Here is a 19,271-nt window from a genome sequence, read left to right as displayed (position 1 = left end):
AGCCTCCAGTCCTTCCGCCTTTTTCGCAATGTCCACCGAATACGCCTTTCCCGACAACGCCACCCGCAACGCCGAGGGTGCGGCGGTCCATGCCGCCGATGACGACAAGATGTCGCTCTCCATGGGTCCCTCGCACCCCTCGACCCACGGCGTTCTCCGGCTCCAGCTCGAGCTCGACGGCGAGATCGTCACGAAGTGCGACCCCATCCTCGGCTACCTTCACCGCGGCGACGAAAAAATCGCGGAAAACATGACTTACAACCAGTTCGTGCCCTACACGGACCGGCTCGATTACCTCTCCCCGCTCGCCAACAACGTCGCCTACGCCATCGCCGTCGAACGCCTCGCCCACCTCGAAGTTCCCCCGCGCTGCCAGGCGATCCGCGTCATCGTGACCGAGCTCGCCCGCATTTCGTCCCACCTGCTCGGCTTCGGCTCCTTCGCCATGGATACCGGCGCGTGGACGGCTTTCCTCTACCAGTTCACCGAACGCGAAAAACTCTACAAACTCTTCGAGGAGCTGACCGGCGCCCGCTTCACCACCAGCTACACGCGCATCGGCGGCGTGGCCCGCGACGTGCCCGAAGGCTGGCTCCAGCGCGTCGAGGCGTTCTGCGACCAGTTCCTGCCGCTTCTCGAAGAGATGCTCGGCATGCTGACCCGCAACAAGATCTTCCTCGACCGCACGGTCGGCGTCGGCGTGATCACCCGCGAGGACGCGCTCGCGTACGGCCTCACCGGTCCCAACCTGCGCGGCTCCGGCGTCCCCTTCGACATCCGCAAGGACAAACCCTACAACGGCTACGAGAACTACGAGTTCGACGTCCCCGTCGGCACCACCGGCGACAGCTACGACCGCTACCTCTGCCGCGGCGAGGAGATGCGCCAGTCCGTGCGCATCGTGAAACAGGTGATCAAAAATTTCCCCGGCGGCGCCTGGTACGCCGAGGACGCCCGCCGCATCTACGCCCCCCGCAAGGACAAGGTGCTCACCTCGATGGAGGAGCTGATCAACAACTTCATGATCGTGACCGAAGGCCCGCAGATGCCGCCCGGCGAGGTGTATTTCGAGGCCGAAAATCCGAAAGGCGCGCTCGGTTTCTACATCGTGAGCAAGGGAGGCGGCGTGCCGTGGCGCATGAAGATAAGAAGCCCCTCGTTCTGCACCCTCTCGATCATGCCCAAGGTCGGCATCGGCTGCCTCTTCACCGATCTCACCGCCATCCTCGGCTCGCTCGACTTCGTCATGGGCGAGGCCGACCGGTGACACCGCGCGCCGAAAAGCCGTGCCGAGCGAAGCGACATTCCGCCAATGCCGAAACCTGAAAGCTGAAACCAGACTGAAAACAGAAATTTTCCCGTGAATCTGAAGCCAGAGACTCTCCATCGTATCGACGAAGTCATTACACACTATCCGGTGAGGCGCAGCGCCACGCTGCCGCTCCTGCATCTCATCCAGGAGGATGCCGGGTATATCTCCGACGAGGCGCTGGAGTGGGTCGCCGACAAACTCGGAATCGAGCGCATCCACGTCCTCGAGGTGGTCACCTTTTACCCGATGTTCCGGAGAAAACCCATCGGACGCCGCCACATCAAGGTGTGCCGCACGCTCTCCTGCGCGCTCATGGGCGGCTACAAGGTGTGCGAGACGATGCAGAAGGAGTTCGACACGCACCTCAACGCGGTGAGCCCCGACGGCGAGGTGACGGTCGAGTTCGTCGAGTGCCTCGCTTCCTGCGGCACCGCGCCCGTCGTCATGATCGACGAAACGCTCCACGAAAACGTCTCTCCCGAACGCGCCCGCGAACTCGCCGCGCAGATCAAGGCCGAAGCCGCCGCCCGCCAGAAGTAACCGCACCGCCCGCCTCCTCCTTCCACCATCCGCAATCCGCATTTTCAGTCATGTCCGCTTCCGCTCCGCAACAACGCCGCATCATTTTCAAGCACATCGACGAGGCTGGCTACACCAACGACATCGACTGCTACCTCCGCAACGGCGGTTACGACATCCTCAGGAAAGCCGTCTCCCGCAAACCCGAGGAACTGCGCGATGAAGTGAAAAAATCCGGCCTGCGCGGACGCGGCGGCGCGGGTTTCCCGGCCGGCGTCAAGTGGGGCCTCGTCGACCGCAAGAGCGGCAAGCCCATCTACCTCATCGTCAATGCCGACGAATCCGAGCCCGGCACCTTCAAGGACCGCTACATCATCCACCAGGACCCGCACCAGCTCATCGAGGGCATCATGATCACCGCGTGGGCCAACGACGTGAAGCAGGCCTACATCTACATCCGCGGCGAGATGCCCGAAGGCGCCCGCATCCTCGAACGCGCCATCGCCGAAGCCCGCGCGAAAAACCTCGTCGGCCCGAACATCCTCGGCACCGGCTATTCCTGCGAAATCTACGTCCACCGCGGCGCCGGCGCGTACATCTGCGGCGAGGAAACCGGCCTCATCGAGTCCCTCGAAGGCAAGCGCGCCAACCCGCGCATCAAGCCCCCCTACTTCCCCGCCGTCCTCGGCCTCTACCAGTGCCCGACCATCGTCAACAACGTCGAGACGCTCTGCCACGTGAAGCACATCATCGACATGGGCGGCGAGGAGTACGCGAAAATCGGCACGCCCAACAACACCGGCACCCGCATCTTCTGCGTCTCCGGCCACGTGCGGCGCCCCGGCTACTACGAATTCGAGGCCGGCAAGGTCACGATGGGCCAGCTTCTCAACGACGTCTGCGGCGGCCCCCGCCCCGGGCACACCTTCAAGGCCGTCATCCCCGGCGGTTCGTCCGCCAAGATTTTCCGTTTCGGCGAGACGTTCACGCTCAAGAACAAGGACGGTTCCACCCGCACGCTCACCGTCGAGGACGTGCCCATGGATTTCGACACCCTCGCCGCCTGCGGCTCGATGGGCGGCTCCGGCGGCGTCATCGTCATGGACGACTCGGTCAACATGGTCGAGGCGCTCGCCAACATCAACGCCTTCTACTCTCACGAGAGTTGCGGCCAGTGCACGCCCTGCCGCGAAGGTTCGCTCTGGATGAAAAAAATCACCGCCCGCATGGTTCACGGCGAGGCCCGCCCGCAGGATGCCGAGCTCCTCAAAAATGTGGCCGACCAGATCCCCGGCCGCACCATCTGCGCCATGGGCGAAGCCTGTTCGTGGCCGACGCAGAGCTTCCTCGCCAAGTTCGGCGACGAGTTCAAAAACTACTACGAAACCAAAAAACAGCGTCCCGCCGAAACGCTCCCGCTCGTCTGAAAAACCACTAACAGACACTAATTTCCACTGATTCAAACCGCCATCACCACGCCGCACGCCATCCTTTCATCAGTGTCCATTAGTGTGCATCAGTGGTTAAAAAATCCGATTTTCCAGCAATGACCGCCGCCGCGCCCGCCAAACCCGACCTCATCACCGTCAACATCGACGGCAAGGAAGTTGCCGTACCCAAGGGTACCAACGTGATCGAGGCTGCCCGCCTCGTCGGCGTGGACGTGCCCCACTACTGCTACCACCCCAAGCTCTCCGTGGTCGGCAACTGCCGCATGTGCCTCATCGAGATGGGCCTTCCCGCGGTCGATCCCGCGACCAAAACCCCCGTCATCGACCCTGCCACCGGCAAGCAGAAAATCAACTGGATGCCCCGCCCCCAGATCGGCTGCGGAACCAACGCCATCCCCGGTCTCCACATCCGCACGACCACTCAGATGGTGCGCGATGCCCGCGAAGGGGTCATGGAGTTCCTCCTCATCAATCATCCGCTCGATTGCCCCATCTGCGACCAGGCCGGCGAGTGCAAACTCCAGGAGCAGGCCACCGGCTACGGCCGCGGCTACTCGCGCTTCATCGAAGAGAAAAACGTCAAACCCAAGCGCACCCGCCTCGGGCCCCGCGTCACGCTCGACGACGAACGCTGCATCCTCTGCTCACGCTGCGTCCGCTTCAGCAAGGAAATCGCCAGGGACGACGTCCTCGGCTTCGTTGACCGCGGCAGCTACTCCACGCTCACCTGCTACCCCGGCCGCGAACTCGCCAACAACTACTCGCTCAACACGGTGGACATCTGCCCCGTCGGCGCGCTCACCTCGACCGATTTCCGGTTCAAGATGCGCGTCTGGTTCCTGAAGCAGACCAACAGCATCGACACCGAAAGCAGCGTCGGCGCCAACACCGTGGTCTGGTCGCGCGAGGGCGTCATCTACCGCATCACCCCGCGCCGCAACGACGCCGTCAACGACACCTGGATGACCGACAGCGGCCGCCTCCTCTACAAGCAGGTCGCCGCCGAAAACCGCCTCTCGTCCTCCACCCCGCTCGACGATCTGGTCGCGCAGGCCGCCGGCCTCGTGGCACGGGCTTCCAGCCCGTGTGACGACGCCGCAGGCGTCGCCTCCTCCTCAAACCCACGGGCTGGAAGCCCGTGCCACGGCCTCGCCCTCGTCGCCTCCACCCGCAGCAGCGTCGAGGAACAGTACCTCGCGAAAAAACTCTCCGCCGCCCTCGGCAACGCTCCCGTCCACCTCCCCGCCCACCTCGGCGAAGGCGACGGCATCCTCCTCTCCGCCGACCGCGCGCCCAACACCCGCGGCGCGCTCGTCACCGGCCTCGCCGCCACGCTCCCGGCGCCGAAGCTCGCGTCCCTCGCCGCCGACATCGACGCCGGCAAGGTCAAGACCCTGCTCGTCATCAACGAAGACCTGACGACCGCCGGCCTCACCGCCGACCAGCTCGGCAAGGTCGCGATCATCTATCTCGGCACGCACGCCAACGCCACCAGCGCCGCCGCCAAAGTCGTGCTCCCCACGCTCACCGTCTTCGAAAAAGCCGGCAGCTTCATCAACCAGCAGTTCCGCCTGCAGGCGTTCGCCAAGGCCGTCCCCGGCCTCGCCGGCGCGCACGACGATCTCCTCGTCCTGACAAAACTCCTCGCCGCCGTCAGCCCAAGTGGCGCGGGCGTCCCGCCCGCTTCCGGTGATACCGCAGGCGTCACCCGGTTTCCCTCCTCCGCTCCGGCCCCGCTCGCGCCGACCCTCGCCGCCGTCCGGGAATCGCTCGCTGCCGAAGTCCCGGCGCTCGCCGGCCTCGCCCGCTCCGCCCTCCCCGACACCGGCCTCGTCCTCGATGCCGCACCGTGGTCCGCGCTGCCCTTCCCGGAAGGCGCTTCCCTCCACTACAAGCCTGCGACCACCTGACGAAGACCGGACCCGCGCTCTTCATCCGCACTTCGCATTCCGCAATCCGCATTTCCTCATGTTCGCCGCTCTCGCCGACTTCTACTTCAACCTCCCGCTACTCCTCCGCCTCGTCATCCAGGGCGGTGCCGTGATCCTGGTCATGTTCCCCGTGGCCGCCGCCTGTTCGATGGCCGAGCGCAAGATCGCCGCGTGGATCCAGGACCGCCCCGGACCCAACCGCACCAGCACGCCGCTGCTCTCCTGGATACCGGTCCTCGGCCCGCTCCTCCAACGCTTCGGCGTCATGCAGCTCATGGCCGACGGCGGCAAGTTCCTCTTCAAGGAAGACCCCGTTCCCCGCTTCGTCGAGAAAGCGTATTTCATCGCCGCGCCCATCGTGGCCATGGTGCCCGCCCTGTGCACCATCACCGTCGTCCCCTTCGGCGCGTACATCAACGCCGCCGGCGACCTTGTCCCGCTCGTCCTCGCCAATGTCGATGTCGGCCTCCTCGCCGTGTTCGCCGTCTCCTCGCTCGCCGTCTACTCGCAGATCCTCGCCGGCTGGGCCTCCCACTCCAAATACTCCTTCCTCGGCGGCGTCCGCGCCTCGGCCCAGCTCATCTCCTACGAACTCTCGATGACGCTCAGCGTCCTGCCGGTATTCCTCTGGATCAACGGCCCCCTCGCCGGCGAATCCGCCGAAGGCTTCGCCGGTTCGCTCAGCCTCTTCCGCGCCGTGCAGTTCCAGACGCAACCCGGCTTCTGGGGCGGCGCCTGGTTCATCTTCATCATGCCTGTCTCGGCGCTGATCTTTCTCGTCGCCCTCTTTGCCGAAACCAACCGCCAGCCCTTCGACACCATCGAATCCGAAGCCGACCTCGTGAACAGCTTCGCCTCCGAATACGGCGCCTACAAATGGTCGCTTTTCTACGTGGCCGAGTACTGCCACATGCTCGTCGGCTCGGCGGTCTTCGTGCTCCTGTTCTTCGGAGGCTGGAATCCGCTGCCCTGGGTCATGAGCCTCGCCGACCTCGCCACCTGGCTGCACATCGCCGACATCCCGCTGCTCACCGGCCTCCTCGGCATCGTCATCTTTGTCGGCAAGGTGCTCGGCATGATTTTCTTCTTCATGTGGGTGCGCTGGACGCTCCCGCGCTTCCGCTACGACCAGGTCATGAACATCGGCTGGAGAAAACTCCTCCCGCTGGCCATCGCCAATCTCGTCGCCTACACGCTCGGGATTGCCTTCATCCACTAACCGCCAACGCTCGACAACCGTCCGCCACCTTCTCCGCCATGTCCGTCATCCAGGTAGAACGAAAACCGCTCACGCTGCTCGAGCGCACCTACATCCCGCAAATCGTCGGCGGGCTGAAAACCACGCTCAAGCACATGGTCGCGAAGCCCCTGACGCTCGAGTATCCCGAACAGCGCCCCGAGATCCCTCCCGGCTACCGGGGCGCGCCCACGCTGGTTTACGATCCGCACGGACGCGAGAAATGCGTCTCCTGCCAGCTTTGTGAATTCGTCTGCCCGCCCAAGGCCATCCGGATCACGCCCGGCGAGATTCCCGCCGACGATCCCGACGCGCACGTCGAGAAACGCCCGCAGGAATTCGAGATCGACATGCTCCGCTGCATTTACTGCGGCCTCTGCCAGGAAGTCTGCCCCGAGGAAGCGATCTGGCTGCAAAACCAGTACACCCTTACCGGCTACACCCGCGAGGAGCTCGTGAACAACAAACAGAAACTCTACGAGATGGGCGGCACCCTCCCCGACGAGCACTTCAAGTGGGACAAGAAAAAAGCCGCCGAGGACGCCGCCGCCCACGGAGGTCACCACTAAAAAAACTGAAACGCTGAAATGCTGAAAACTGAAACCGGATTACCAGCCGACAGCCCATACGGCGTTTTCCTCCACCGGCACTGATTCATTCATTTTCACCACATTCCCTCCACCCGGCACCCTCCCGTTTCAGCTTTTCAGATTTTCAGCTTTTCAGCTTTTCCACACTCATGTCCGACATCTTCTTCTACGTTTTCTCCGTGCTGGCCCTGGCCTGTGGCCTCGGCGTGGTGTTCAACAAAAACACCGTCACCTCGGCCCTCTGCCTGCTGGGCGTCCTCGTGAGCCTCGCCGGCATCTTTGTCCTGCTCGAAGCCTTCCTCCTGGCGGTGCTGCTCATCTTCGTGTACGCGGGCGCGGTCGTGGCGCTGTTTCTTTTCATCGTCATGCTCACCGATGCCGCCGGCGGCGACCGCCAGCGCTTCAGCAGGGGCACGCTCGTCTCCGGCACCCTCGCCGCCGGCCTGCTCCTCATCGGGCTGGCCTCCATTGCTCTCTATGGCTCTTTCGACACCGTCGCCCCCGCCGCCAGTCCCGGCTCCGTTCTCCGCATCTACGGACAGGAACTTTTCACCACCTACCTCCTGCCGGTGCAGATCGTGGGATTCCTTCTCCTCATCGCCATGCTCGGCGTGATCGTCATCAGCAAGAAATTCACCGGGGAACCGGCTGACAGCGCCGCTGCCGCCGCCTCGACCGACCCGCTCACGGAGGCCATCAAATGACCATCGGACTCAACGAATACCTGTATCTCAGCGCCGCCCTTTTCGCGGTCGGCTTCCTCGGCGTCCTCGTCCGCAAGAACACGCTCGTGATCTACATGTGCCTCGAACTCATGCTCGTGGCCGCCACGATCGCGCTCGTGGCCTTCTCCCGCTACAACGGCACGATGAGCGGCAACATTTTTGTGTTCTTCATCCTCACGGTCGCCGCCGCCGAAGTGGCGGTCGGCCTCGCCATCATCGTCGCCCTCTTCCGCCAGCGCCACACCATCGACGTCACCAAACTCAACGCCCTGAAAAACTGACCGCCCGTCCCCTCCCTCCCCCCGCACACGCCACCCTTTCAGTTTTCAGCTTTTCAGCCTCTCAGCTTTTTCCGTCATGCCACTCCCATTCGGCACTTCTCCCATCCAGCTCGCGCTCCTCGTCCTTCTTCTCCCGCTGGCAGCGGCCGCGCTCATCGCCCTCTTCCTCCGCCGTCAGGGCAACATCGCCGCGCTCTTTTCCACGCTCGTCTCCGTGGCCATCGTCGTCGGCGCCCTCACCCTCGCTTTCAGCGGCGTGCGCATCACGGAACCCGCCTCCGTCGAATGGCTCCGGCTTGGTGATTTCACCCTCTCGCTCGGCTTCCGGTTCGACGACCTCGCCGCGCTCATGCTCTCCATCGTCGGCATCGTCGGCGTCTGCGTTCACGTCTTCTCGCTCGGCTACATGAGCGACGACGGAGCCAAGGCCCGCTACTTCGGCGGGCTCTCCATCTTCATGTTCTCGATGATCGGCATCGTCCTCGCCGACAACCTGTTCATGATTTTCATCTTCTGGGAGCTCGTCGGTTTCAGCTCCTGGCTGCTCATCAACCATTTCTGCGACAAGCAGAGCGCCGCCGACGCCGCGAAAAAAGCCTTCGTCACCAACCGCGTCGGCGACTTCGGCTTCCTGCTCGGCATCATCGCCTGCCACGCGGTGTTCGGCACCGTCAACCTTTCGCAACTCGCCGCCCTCGCCAACGGCGGCGCCGCCGTGGCCGCCTTTATCCCGATGCTCCTCTTCTGTGGCGCCATCGGCAAATCCGCGCAAATGCCGCTCCACATCTGGCTCCCCGACGCCATGGAAGGCCCCACGCCCGTCTCCGCGCTCATCCACGCGGCGACCATGGTCGCGGCCGGCATCTACATGCTCTGCCGCATCGAACCCCTCTTCGCCGCCGCGCCCGACGCGCTCGATGTCGTCATGTGGATCGGCACCGCCACCGCGCTCTACGCCGCCCTGTGCGCCATCACCCAGCGCGACATCAAGAAGGTGCTCGCCTACTCCACGCTCTCGCAGCTCGGCTACATGGTCGCCGCCTTCGGCCTCGGCCGCATCATCGACCCCGAAGCGCCGGCCGGCCAGACCGTGCTCCTCGCCGGCCTCGGCGCCGCGATGTTCCACCTCACCACGCACGCCTTTTTCAAGGCCCTCATGTTCCTCGGCTCCGGCTCCGTCATCCACGGCTGCCATCACGAGCAGGACATCTTCAAAATGGGCGGCCTCGCGAAAAAGATGCCCGTGACGTTCATCACGTTCACGATCGGCGTCCTCGCCATCTCCGGCCTCCCCTTCATCTCGGGCTTTTACTCCAAGGACGCCATCCTTCACCTCGCCCAGGAAAAGAGCCAGCCCGTCTTCCTCATCCTCCTCGTCACCGCCGTGCTCACCGCCTTCTACATGGTCCGCATGTGGAAGCTCGTTTTCCTCGGCTCCACGCGCAGCCACGCGTCCGAACACGCGCACGAAAGCGGCCCCTCGATGATCATCCCGCTCGCTGTCCTCGCCCTCCTCTCCGTCGCCGGCGGCTGGACGACCGGCAGCCTCGGTTCCCTCGTTTACGGCAGCCACTTCGACGGCGTCTGGTCGCAGATTCCCCACGCGCACGGCGCCAGCGTCATCCTCATGAGTGTCGCCATCCTCGTTCTCGGCGCCGGCCTCGCGCTCGCCTTCTACAAGAGTGCGCCGACCGACAGCCTCGAGAAAAACGCCCGCCCTGTCTTCACGCTCCTCGCCGCGCTCAAAAATTCCTTCGACGGCGTTTACAATTATTACGTTGGAAAGGTCCAGCAGCGCTTCGCCCTGCTTCTCAACGGTGCCGAGATGCTCCTCCTTTCCGGCCTCGCCGTCCGGGGCCTTGCCGGTGTGACCGGTCTTTTCGGCCTCGCCGCCCGCGCCCTCCACACCGGCAGCCTCCACGCCTACGTTTACTGGTTCCTCATCGGCGCCGGCCTGCTCTGGGCCTTGGCAGCTAATTAATTAACAATTAATAATTAATAATTCCCCGGTCCACGTTCCGCCATCCCGTTCTTAATTTCCACGCATCCCCCGCCTCCTTCATTCTTAATTTTTAATTATTAATTCTTAATTTTCTTCGATGTCTCCCTTCCCGTTCGATCCGCTTCTCCTGTCGATCCTGCTGCCGCTCCTTGCGGCCATCCTGATCAGCGTCCTCCGGCTCCCCGCGCGTCCGGCCAGGCTCGTCGCCGCGATCGGCTTCCTCATGCCCGCCCTCCTTGCCGGATTCGTCGCGTGGAAATTCCCCGTCGTCGAATCCCTCGAGGGTTACCGCTTCCTCCATACGATCGACACCGGCCTCTCCGGGCTCGGCATCACGCTCAAGCTCGGCCTCAACGGCATCGCCCTCCCCCTCTACCTGATGGCCGCCATCGTCGGCCTCGCCGCCGGTCTCTACGCCATGCAGACCAAGGCGGAGCGGCTCCCCCTCTACCTCTCGCTCCTCCTCGTCATGCACGGCGGGCTCATGGGCGTGTTCAGCAGCGTGGACGTTTTCTTTTTCTACTTCTTCCACGAACTCGCGCTGATCCCGACCTTCATCATGGTCGGCATCTGGGGCGGCCGTGACCGCAACTACGCGGCCATGAAGATGACCATCTACCTCACGCTCGGCGCGATGCTCTCCCTCCTCGGTCTCATCGCCCTCTATTCCAGGAGCGGTGCGCAGAGTTTCGATATCATCACCCTCCGCCACGTGATCCTCGACAGCGGTTCGGGCGCAAACCCGCTCGGCGCCGGTTCGCAAAAAGTCATCTTCGGCCTGCTCCTCTTCGGCTTCGGCATCCTCGTCTCGCTCTGGCCCTTTCACACCTGGGCTCCGCTCGGCTACGGCGCCGCGCCCAGCTCCGCCGCCATGCTCCATGCCGGCGTTCTCAAGAAATTCGGCCTCTACGGCCTCATCCAGATCGCCCTCCCGCTTCTCCCGCAGGGCGCCGGCCACTGGGTGCAGTGGATCGCGCTTCTCGCCGTCGTCGGCAACATCCTCGTCATCGGTTTCATCACCATCGCGCAGAGCGACCTCAAACAGATGGTCGGTTACAGCTCGGTCATGCACATGGGCTACGCCTTCCTCGGCCTCGCCGCGTATTCGGCCATGGGCATCGGCGGTGTCGTCATGATGATGGTCGCACACGGGTTCTCCGCCGCGCTCCTCTTCCTGCTCGCGACGAGCGTCTACCACCGCACGCAGACTTTCGACATGGGCGAAATGGGCGGCCTCGTGAAACACGCCCCGGTGCTCGCCGCCTTCTTCGTCGTCGCCACAATGGCCAGCATCGGCCTCCCCGGCCTCGCCAACTTCTGGGGCGAACTCACGATCTTCGTCGCTGCGTGGCAGTTCTCGAAACTCTACACCGCGCTCGCCGTCACCGGCATCATCATCTCGGCGATCTACGGCCTGCGCGCCGTCGCCCGCGTGTTCTTCGGCCCGCAAACGGAAGCCTTTGCCAAGGTCGCCGCCGAAACGCCGCCGAAAGATCTCTGCTGCTGCGAAAAGATCCCCGCGCTCATCCTCATCGTCGCGCTCTTCGCCCTCGGTTTCTGGCCCAAACTCGTCAGCACCGAACTCAACGCCACCGTCACGACGCTCTACGCCGACGCTCCCGCCGGTCAGCACAAATAATCCGGCCACAGCCAGCGTCCGCCCATTCCGCATTTCGCAATCCGCAATCCGCATTTCAACATGCCTGACCCAACCGATCTTCTCCAGCGCGCCGCGAGCAACAACTGGTTGTCCATCGCACCCGAAGTCGCGCTCGGCCTCCTCGCGCTCCTGCTTCTCGTCTTCGAGATCGTCCTCCCGAAGAAGAACCACGGCGCCATCCCCGCGCTGGCGATCCTCGGCCAGCTGGCGATCCTCGTGGCCTTTGTCGTCAACTACACGAACCCTGCCATCGCCACCGCCGGCCTCACCTTCAACGGCCTCATCGAGCAGTCGGCGCAAGGCCAGTTCATGCGGCTGTTTTTCCTGCTGACCTCGCTCCTCGTCTCGATCCTCGGCACCGTCTCGCTCGCCCGACAAGGGCCGGCCAGACTCCCCCGCATCGAGTTCTTCGCCATCACGCTCGTCATCTCGGGCGCGCTGATGCTCCTCGCGCAGGCGCACAACTTCATCCTGCTCTTCGTCGCGCTCGAAACCGTCACCGTCGGATTCTACATTCTCGTCAGTTATTTCCGGCACAACCCGCTCACCCTCGAAGCCGGCCTCAAATACCTCATCACCGGCTCGCTCAGTTCGGGACTCCTCCTTTTCGGCATCGTGCTCCTCTACGGCGTGGCCGGCTCGCCTGATCTTCCCGGCACCCTGCCCGGCGGCGAACCGATGGATTTCACCGCACTGCGCCTCTTCCTTGCCGCCAACCCCGGCAATTTCCTCGCCAGTGCCGGCATCGTCCTCGTGCTCTGCGGCGTGGCCTTCAAGATCGGCGCCGTCCCCTTCCAGATCTGGATTCCCGACGTTTATCAAGGCGCGCCGACGCCCGTCACCGCCTTCCTCGCCGTCGGCTCCAAGGCGGCCGGCTTCACGCTCCTGCTCATCCTCACCCGCGTTTTCGGGACGTATTCGGAACTCCTCTACAAGGTTCTCGTGATCATGGCCGTGGCCACGATCCTCTTCGGCAACCTCGCCGCGCTCACGCAGCACAACGTCAAGCGCCTCCTCGGCCTCTCCGGCGTCTCGCATGCCGGCTACCTCCTGATCGGCGTCATCGCCTCGCTCAACGCCGACATCGCCGCACAGGCCGTCGGCGCGATCAACTTCTACCTCCTCGCCTACCTCCTCGCCAGCTTCGCCGTTTTTGGCGTGATGACACACGTCGCCGGCGCAAACGACGCCACCCAGGAACTCGAGGACTACAACGACCTCGGCAAGACGCACCCCTTCCTCGCGGGCGTCCTCGCCATCGGCCTCGGTTCGATGGCCGGCATCCCGCCGCTGGCCGGCTTCATGGGCAAGCTCTTCGTCTTCCTCGCCGCTTTCCGCGCCGAGCTGTACCTGCTGCTCGCCGTGGCGATCATCGGCGTGGTCATTTCGATCTACTACTACTTCGGCTGGATCAAGGCCGCCTTCTTCAACGTCTGGCGCGCCCCGCTGCTCGAAGGCGAAACCGATCCGCGTCCCCCGCGCGCGCCGGTCGGCGCCCTCGCCGGCGTGACACTCGTCGTCCTCGCCGCCGCCTCCGTCGTCCTCGGCTTCTGGCAAGGCCCGCTCGGCGCCTGGCTGATCCTGCGCTGACGAAGCCTGCGGGGATACGCGCCCTATCCCTTCAGCTGCACCCGCGTCGCCCCCCAGCCGCCGGACGTCTCGTCGCCGATGCGGAACGACAACACCCGCGGGTCGCGGCGCAGAAAGGCATGCACCGTCTCGCGCAGCGTGCCGGTGCCCTTGCCGTGGATCACCCGCAGCGAACGGATGCCGCGCTCGAGGCAGGCCTCGATATAGGCATCGAGCACCTGCGCCGTCTCGCGCGGGGCAAACGTGTGCAGATCGAGCTCGCCCGTGATCGGAACGACCACCGGCTCCGGCCCGAAACCGGATTCCGGCTCTCCGCGAAGGTTTTCCGGGGAAGAAGACATCCGGCCGACCCAACCGCCCTTTCTTCATCCTCGCAAGCGTCGCATGAAGAAACCAGCCTCTCCTGTTTCGCACATCCGCATGACCCAGCCACGTGATGCCCAGCCGCCACCGGAAACCGCCATCGGCGACACCGCGCACGCTGACGCCGCTGCGCCGGCCACGGCCGCAGCGACCCGCGCGCGCAAAAAACCCGCACGCATCCATCAGGTGAGCGGACTGAAACGCGCCGCGCTCTGGCCTCTCACCGTTTTCCTGCACCTCTGGAATGCCACCCTCCACGTCACCACCGGCCCGGCATCCGCAAGCCTGTTCACCCGGACCGACCGGCCTTTCACCTTCGCTCTCTGGCACAACCGCACCTTCATCATCGCCGACCAGGCCACCCGTTTCCGCCCGACCCGTCCCCTCCATGCGCTCACCAGCGCCAGCAAGGACGGCGCGCTCATGGGAGCCTTTCTGGAAATGCTCGGCATCCGCGTCATTCGCGGCTCCAGCAGCAACTACGGACACAAGGCCGCCACCGCCCTGATCGCCGCGCTCCGCCGGGGCTCCGACATCGGCCTTACCCCGGACGGCCCCCGCGGGCCGCGCTACACGGTGAAGCCCGGCACCGTCATCGTCGCCAAAAACGGCCACTCGCCGATCGTCGCTTTCGGTGCCGCCTTCGAGTCGGCCTGGGTCCTGCGAAGCTGGGACGGTTTTCGCATCCCGCGCCCGTTCTCGCGTGTCCATCTGTACGGCCGCCTCATGCCCCTCGAGGAAATGGCCGACACCGCCGCCGCCGTCACCGCGCTCGCCGCCACGCTGCAGGAGCTCAATCCCGACGTGGAGCACGACCCGCACCGCCTCGACCAGGTCGTGTGACTCCCTGCCCCGGACCCTTCGGATTTTCACACGAAGATCGCGAAGAACGCGAAGAGGGGGTCGATCCTTTGCACTGCTGTCCTGGGTATTCGCTCATATTCGCAAGGATTTTGGCAGACGGACAATTACGCGCTTCCCGGAGCCTGTTTCCTTACCTGTGGCCCCTCCCCGCCTCGGATTTTTTTAGCCGCGAAGGAGCGCAAAAATCTCCACGAGGATGAAATGTTGCGTGGCGCTTATAAGCGCCATGGAGAGCTCCCCTGCAAAAAACCCCTTTGCGCCCCTTCGCGGCCAAAACTCCACCCTCCGGATTTTTTTCAGCCACAAGAAACACAAAAAGAACACGCCGCGCATGAAAGCCTCCATCGCGCTTATAAGCGCGCGGGAGATTCTCGCCGGGCAGAGGGTAATTTTGTGTTTCTTGTGGCCATTCTTCCCTTCGATTGCGGCTGCGCCGCCCGATGCTCTTTGTGTAAAACAAAACGGACATAAACCCGTCTTCCCGGCTTCCGGCCTACTTCTCCCGCATCCGGTAGCTGCCGTCCCAGTCGCCCCACGGCGGGTTGGTCTGCAACTCGCCCACCATCCCCAGCAACGCTAAAGACGGGTTCAGGGTCACGCCGGGGGCCTCTCCCGGCTTGTGGGGTTCCAGCCGCGCGCTCGCCCGAAACGCCGCCCGCGCCCCCTCCCAGTCGCGTTCATTGTAGCAACGCAGGCCCACGCCGAAAATCCGCAGGCACTCGTGCGTCTCCTCCGACACCTGCTCGCGCAGGCCCACCACTTCATAAATCTCCACCGGCTGCGAACGTCCCTTCACGACCGTGTTGTTGAGCCGGCGAAACACCACACGCCCCGGCTCCACCGCCTCGCAACCCGCCTTCGTTTCCGCTGTGCACAACGTGAACACCCCCCACTGCCGCGCCGCCGACTCCAGACGCGCGGCCAGGTTCACCGTGTCGCCCATCATGGTGTAATTGAAACGCGCGCTGCTGCCCATGTTGCCCACGACCGCCCGTCCGCTGTTGAGCCCGATGCGCGTGCGCAGGCCGACCACCTCCGCCGGCCAATCCCGGTGCGTCTCCGACGCCCATTGCCGGCGCATCGCCTCCAGCCGTTGCTGCACCCGCAGCGCCGCGATGCAGGCGCGGTGCGCGTGATCCGGCAGCGGCACCGGCGCGCCGAACATCGCCACCACGGCGTCGCCCACGAACTTGTCGAGCGTACCGCCCTGCGCCTGCACCACATCGGCGCATGCCCCCAGGTATTCGTTCATCAGCTCGACCAGTTGCGTCGGTGTCAGTTTTTCGGATACGGAGGCGAACATCTGCACGTCGCTGAAATACGCCGTGATCTCCTCCTCCACCCCGCCCAGCTTCGGCTCCTCGCCGCTCTCCACGAGCTGCCTCACCACCTCGGGCGAGACGTATGAGCCGAACATGCCCTGCAGCCGGTTGCGCTGCCTCCGCTCGATGACCACCTGCACGCCCAGCCCGGCAAACCCGGCCGAAAGCGCCCCGCCCACCGGCGCCGCCAGCGGCAGCACCCAGTCCAGCCGCGAAAACACCACAAACACCAGCGCCACGTAGACCAGCACCAGAACAAGCGCCGTCACCCGCTCCCGCTCGCGAGCCGCCCCCGCGAAGCCTTTCGTGATCAGATAACCCAGCACCCCCGTGATCACCCACACGGCCCAGCCCGGCGGGTGATGCAGAAAGCGGCCGGCCACGAGCATCTTGAGGACGTTGCCGTAGATCCCCACCTTCGGCACCGGATGCCGGTCAAACGAGGTTGTTGCCATGTCGTGCATCAGCGGGTCCGTCGCCCCGATCAGCACCACCGCATCCCGGAATCCCTCCTGCCCGAAAAACTCCTTCGCCGCCGCCCGCTCCGCCTCGTCTGCCGAGCCGAGCATGCCCGCGTAGGTATGCACATCCGCAAAGCTGATCCGCGGATTCTGCCCTTCCGCCTTCCATGCCGAGAACCAGTTGATCGCCAGAAACTGTCCGCCGGGAAGCGGGATCCGGCGCACCGGCCGGCCGTCTTCGTCCACCATGTCGATGCGATCATCGCGTATCCGTACTCCTTCTTTCGGTACGCCCCACCAGATTCGCGCCAGTTCCAGCGACAGGTGCAGCACGTTGCCGCCGTCCGGCAGCGGGGCGAACAGCGGCACGATGCGGGTGTCGTTGTCGAGCGTATCAATCAGGCCGTGATGCGGCGCCGGTTTCCACAACCCGTCCGGCCCCTGCCAGCGCGGCTGTTCGGGAAAGTCCGCCGGCATGCTGCCCGCAAGCGGGATCTCGACCGGCAGGGCATTGCCTTCCTCGTCCCTCCGGATCGCGCCCATGTAGGCCGCGGCCAGCACGACCGGCGGCGGCGGTTCGGAGAACAGAAAATCGCCCAGCTCCGCGTTGCCGCGATTCCATGCCGCGCGATTGACCACCTGCGGCATCCCGGCCTCCGACATGAGCACATCGACTCCGATTGCCTTCACCCGCGCCTCGGCGAGGAGCGCCTTGCACACGGTGGCGAACCGGTCCCGGTTCCAGGGAAAATTGCCCAGCTCGCTGACCGCCTGCGAATCGATATCCACGTACACGACGTTCACCGGCGCCTCGAGAGTGCCGCGCCACCGGAAACGCCAGTCCACCGTCTCCTCCTCGATTGTCCGCAACGCGCCCAGTGTATCGAACAAGGCCCACAGCAGCGCCAGCGGCAGGAGCGCCACCGCCAGCCACTGCCCGCGCCACCGCCGCCGCTTCTGTTGCGGCGTGATCCTGCCGGCATCGGAAGCGGACGGAGCGGGAGTGGCGGGGAGGGAAGACATGGCGGGAATCAAGGGAGGATCCGGAAATTCAGTTTTTAACCGCGAATGGACGCGAACAGACGCGAATAAAGAACTTCGGGGCAAGCCCCGAGGTATTGGAGCGGCGGCGTCCTCGCCGCCGTTCCGACAAGCCGAAGCACGCTTCGGGGTATTAGACCCAAGGGAATAAAACCAATGATTCCTGCCTTTTTATTCGCGTTCATTAGCGTCCATTCGCGGTTGGCTTGCCGGATTGGGAAAAAGGATTTTCAGACGTTCCGGACGAAGGGATTCGTCGCCCGCTCGCGGTCAACCGTAGTGGGGCCGCCATGACCGGGGAACACCTGCGTGTCTCCCGGCAGCGTGTAGATCTGTTCGCGGACGGAGCGGGCCAGCTCCTCGCTGCTGCCGCCCGGCAGGTCGGTGCGGCCGACGCTGCCGGCAAACAGCGCGTCGCCGACAAACGCCGCCTTCACCGGCGCGAAATAAAACAGCACGTTGCCCGGACAATGCCCCGGCACGTGGCGCACCTCCGCCTCCATGCCGAACGCGGCCAGCCGGTCGCCCTGGCTGACCGTGGCGTCGATTTTCACCGGCCGCACCGGCACGCCCGGGCCGAGGAGCTCCATAACCTCGGGCGTCTCGATGAGCACGCGGTCGGCCTCATGGGCGCGGACGGTGGCGCCGGATTTTTCGACGACCTCGGCGCTGCCCTGCATGTGGTCCCAGTGGCCGTGGGTGAGCCAGAGTTCGCGGAGCGTGCAGCCCTCGGCCTTGAGGACGGGCTCCACGTCGGCCCAGACGCCTTCGGGAGCGTCGATGAGAATGGCCTCACCGGAGGCGGCGTCGGTGAGCAGGTAAGCGTTGGTGCGGATCGGCCCCGCGGGAAGAACGTGCAACTTCATGTCGCCACCAGCACACGCCGGACACGCCCCGGTGGAAAGAGCGAAAATCCGGACAAAACGACGCCCGGCACATAGTCCGGATCGCGGGCAAACACTTTGGTTTTGTTGGCATGGCCCGGTCGACGCAGCCTCGATTTCATGATTTCCCTGAAACGACACACTCGCACCGTCCTCGGCCCGCTCGCGGCGCTGGCCGTTCTCGCTAGCTCTCCCCTCGCCTCGGCCGGTGTCACGCTGGTCGAGGAACTGTTCGGTTATGCCGACGGCAACCTCGCCGGCGGGAATGGCGGCACCGGCTTCACCACCGCCTGGAGTGGCGGCGCCAGCATTGACGGCACCGGCCTGTGGACCGTAAACGACGGCGTCGCCACGATCACCGGCACCCGAGACACGACGGCCAGCCGCGCTTTCGACTCCCTCTCCGACACCTTTTACTTCTCGTTTGATGTCAGCGTGGCGGCGTTCACTTCGGCTGCCGGCTCGTTCAATGACCAGCTTGTTTTCCAGACGTGGAACGGCAGCTCCTGGAGCGACGTGTTCAGTGTCGGCATCGCCTACGGCACGGGAGGAGCCACCGGGCGGTACCGGGTCAATGGCGGGGACTTCAATGCGGGCGGGTTCGACGTCAGCGGCGGCGTGAACACGATTACCGGCAAGTTTACCTTCGGCGGCGACGGCTCGGCCACGCTTACCCTCTGGCTGAATGCCGACGACGAAAACGCCCCTCCGCTCACCACCCGCACGCTCACCGCGAGTGTGGACAATATCGGACGCCTGTTCCTCCGCCGGCAGGATGGCAACCGGAACGGCGCCGGCACCGTCACCGCGTTCGACAACCTCCGCATCGGCACCGACTGGGAATCGGCGACGACATCGCAGGTTATCCCCGAACCGGGCACTTGGGCCGTGCTGGCAGGACTGCTGGCGGCGGGCGTGGCCATTGCCGCCCGGATCCGGCACCGGCTCTGAAGCACGATCCGGGTTTGCCGGATGTGTCAACGGAGCGGCGGCATTCTTGCCTCTGCGACGAGGCGCGTCAGCGCCTCGCCCGGTGCC

General features: G+C 64.7%; 18 protein-coding genes. 13 read left to right on the top strand and 5 right to left on the bottom strand.

Going from position 1 to position 19,271, the window contains the following annotated elements; all coding sequences use genetic code 11:
• Positions 1 to 28: 28 nt before the first annotated feature.
• The 11 genes from OPIT5_14170 (at position 29) to OPIT5_14120 (ending at position 13,298) form a co-directional block, all read left to right on the top strand.
• Positions 29 to 1,267 (top strand): NADH dehydrogenase subunit D, encoded by a 1,239-nt coding sequence (locus OPIT5_14170; protein ID AHF91185.1) that lies wholly within the window; start codon positions 29 to 31, stop codon positions 1,265 to 1,267.
• A 93-nt stretch (positions 1,268 to 1,360) separates the two neighbouring features.
• Positions 1,361 to 1,852, top strand: a complete 492-nt coding sequence (locus OPIT5_14165; GenBank protein AHF91184.1) for an NADH dehydrogenase — start codon at positions 1,361 to 1,363, stop codon at positions 1,850 to 1,852.
• 50 nt (positions 1,853 to 1,902) lie between these two features.
• A complete protein-coding gene (locus OPIT5_14160; GenBank protein AHF91183.1) occupies positions 1,903 to 3,258 on the top strand; it encodes an NADH dehydrogenase in 1,356 nt (451 codons plus the stop codon).
• Positions 3,259 to 3,377: 119 nt separating this feature from the next.
• Positions 3,378 to 5,192: a ferredoxin gene (locus tag OPIT5_14155; protein AHF91182.1), complete on the top strand. Its 1,815-nt coding sequence runs from the start codon at positions 3,378 to 3,380 to the stop codon at positions 5,190 to 5,192.
• Positions 5,193 to 5,250: 58 nt separating this feature from the next.
• Positions 5,251 to 6,432 (top strand): 2-hydroxyacid dehydrogenase, encoded by a 1,182-nt coding sequence (locus OPIT5_14150; GenBank protein AHF91181.1) that lies wholly within the window; start codon positions 5,251 to 5,253, stop codon positions 6,430 to 6,432.
• A 38-nt stretch (positions 6,433 to 6,470) separates the two neighbouring features.
• On the top strand, positions 6,471 to 7,019 hold the full coding sequence (locus OPIT5_14145; GenBank protein AHF91180.1) for an NADH dehydrogenase: 549 nt from the start codon (positions 6,471 to 6,473) through the stop codon (positions 7,017 to 7,019).
• A 170-nt stretch (positions 7,020 to 7,189) separates the two neighbouring features.
• Positions 7,190 to 7,744 (top strand): NADH-ubiquinone oxidoreductase, encoded by a 555-nt coding sequence (locus OPIT5_14140; GenBank protein AHF91179.1) that lies wholly within the window; start codon positions 7,190 to 7,192, stop codon positions 7,742 to 7,744.
• Positions 7,741 to 8,046: an NADH:ubiquinone oxidoreductase subunit K gene (locus tag OPIT5_14135; GenBank protein AHF91178.1), complete on the top strand. Its 306-nt coding sequence runs from the start codon at positions 7,741 to 7,743 to the stop codon at positions 8,044 to 8,046. Before OPIT5_14140 ends, OPIT5_14135 begins: the two co-directional genes overlap by 4 nt.
• A gap of 76 nt (positions 8,047 to 8,122) precedes the next feature.
• Positions 8,123 to 10,027, top strand: coding sequence for an NADH-quinone oxidoreductase subunit L (locus tag OPIT5_14130; protein ID AHF91177.1), 1,905 nt, complete (start codon positions 8,123 to 8,125; stop codon positions 10,025 to 10,027).
• Positions 10,028 to 10,145: 118 nt separating this feature from the next.
• A complete protein-coding gene (locus tag OPIT5_14125) occupies positions 10,146 to 11,687 on the top strand; it encodes an NADH-quinone oxidoreductase subunit N (protein ID AHF91176.1) in 1,542 nt (513 codons plus the stop codon).
• Between the two features lie 60 nt (positions 11,688 to 11,747).
• Positions 11,748 to 13,298: an NADH-quinone oxidoreductase subunit N gene (locus OPIT5_14120; protein AHF91175.1), complete on the top strand. Its 1,551-nt coding sequence runs from the start codon at positions 11,748 to 11,750 to the stop codon at positions 13,296 to 13,298.
• 23 nt (positions 13,299 to 13,321) lie between these two features.
• Here OPIT5_14120 and OPIT5_14115 read toward each other — a convergent pair whose 3' ends face one another.
• Complete coding sequence (locus OPIT5_14115; protein ID AHF91174.1) at positions 13,322 to 13,639, bottom strand: DNA mismatch repair protein MutS; 318 nt, start codon at positions 13,637 to 13,639, stop codon at positions 13,322 to 13,324.
• A gap of 43 nt (positions 13,640 to 13,682) precedes the next feature.
• On the opposite strand from OPIT5_14115, the gene OPIT5_14110 reads away from it, so the two are divergent.
• The gene (locus tag OPIT5_14110) at positions 13,683 to 14,504 is read left to right on the top strand and encodes a hypothetical protein (GenBank protein ID AHF91173.1); all 822 of its coding nucleotides are present in this window, start codon (positions 13,683 to 13,685) and stop codon (positions 14,502 to 14,504) included.
• A 183-nt stretch (positions 14,505 to 14,687) separates the two neighbouring features.
• Here the strand turns inward: OPIT5_14110 and OPIT5_14105 are convergent, their stop codons facing one another.
• From OPIT5_14105 to OPIT5_14090, 4 genes are all read right to left on the bottom strand, one after another.
• On the bottom strand, positions 14,688 to 14,870 hold the full coding sequence (locus OPIT5_14105) for a hypothetical protein (protein ID AHF94389.1): 183 nt from the start codon (positions 14,868 to 14,870) through the stop codon (positions 14,688 to 14,690).
• Between the two features lie 148 nt (positions 14,871 to 15,018).
• A complete protein-coding gene (locus tag OPIT5_14100; GenBank protein AHF91172.1) occupies positions 15,019 to 17,331 on the bottom strand; it encodes a guanylate cyclase in 2,313 nt (770 codons plus the stop codon).
• 248 nt (positions 17,332 to 17,579) lie between these two features.
• Positions 17,580 to 18,215, bottom strand: a complete 636-nt coding sequence (locus OPIT5_14095; GenBank protein AHF91171.1) for a beta-lactamase — start codon at positions 18,213 to 18,215, stop codon at positions 17,580 to 17,582.
• Positions 18,212 to 18,355 carry a hypothetical protein gene (locus OPIT5_14090; GenBank protein ID AHF94388.1) on the bottom strand — a complete coding sequence of 48 codons (144 nt, stop codon included), beginning with the start codon at positions 18,353 to 18,355 and terminating at the stop codon, positions 18,212 to 18,214. The genes OPIT5_14095 and OPIT5_14090 overlap by 4 nt, the downstream gene beginning before the upstream one ends.
• Here OPIT5_14090 and OPIT5_14085 point away from each other — a divergent pair.
• Entirely contained in the window at positions 18,354 to 19,184 is an 831-nt protein-coding gene (locus OPIT5_14085; GenBank protein AHF91170.1) for a PEP-CTERM motif protein, read from the top strand. The two genes, OPIT5_14090 and OPIT5_14085, sit on opposite strands and share 2 nt — an antisense overlap.
• Positions 19,185 to 19,271 lie beyond the last annotated feature (87 nt).

The sequence above is a fragment of the Opitutaceae bacterium TAV5 genome, from assembly GCA_000242935.3.
In the GTDB taxonomy this organism is placed as follows: Bacteria; Verrucomicrobiota; Verrucomicrobiia; order Opitutales; family Opitutaceae; genus Geminisphaera.
This window is presented reverse-complemented; position numbering and strand designations above follow the sequence as displayed.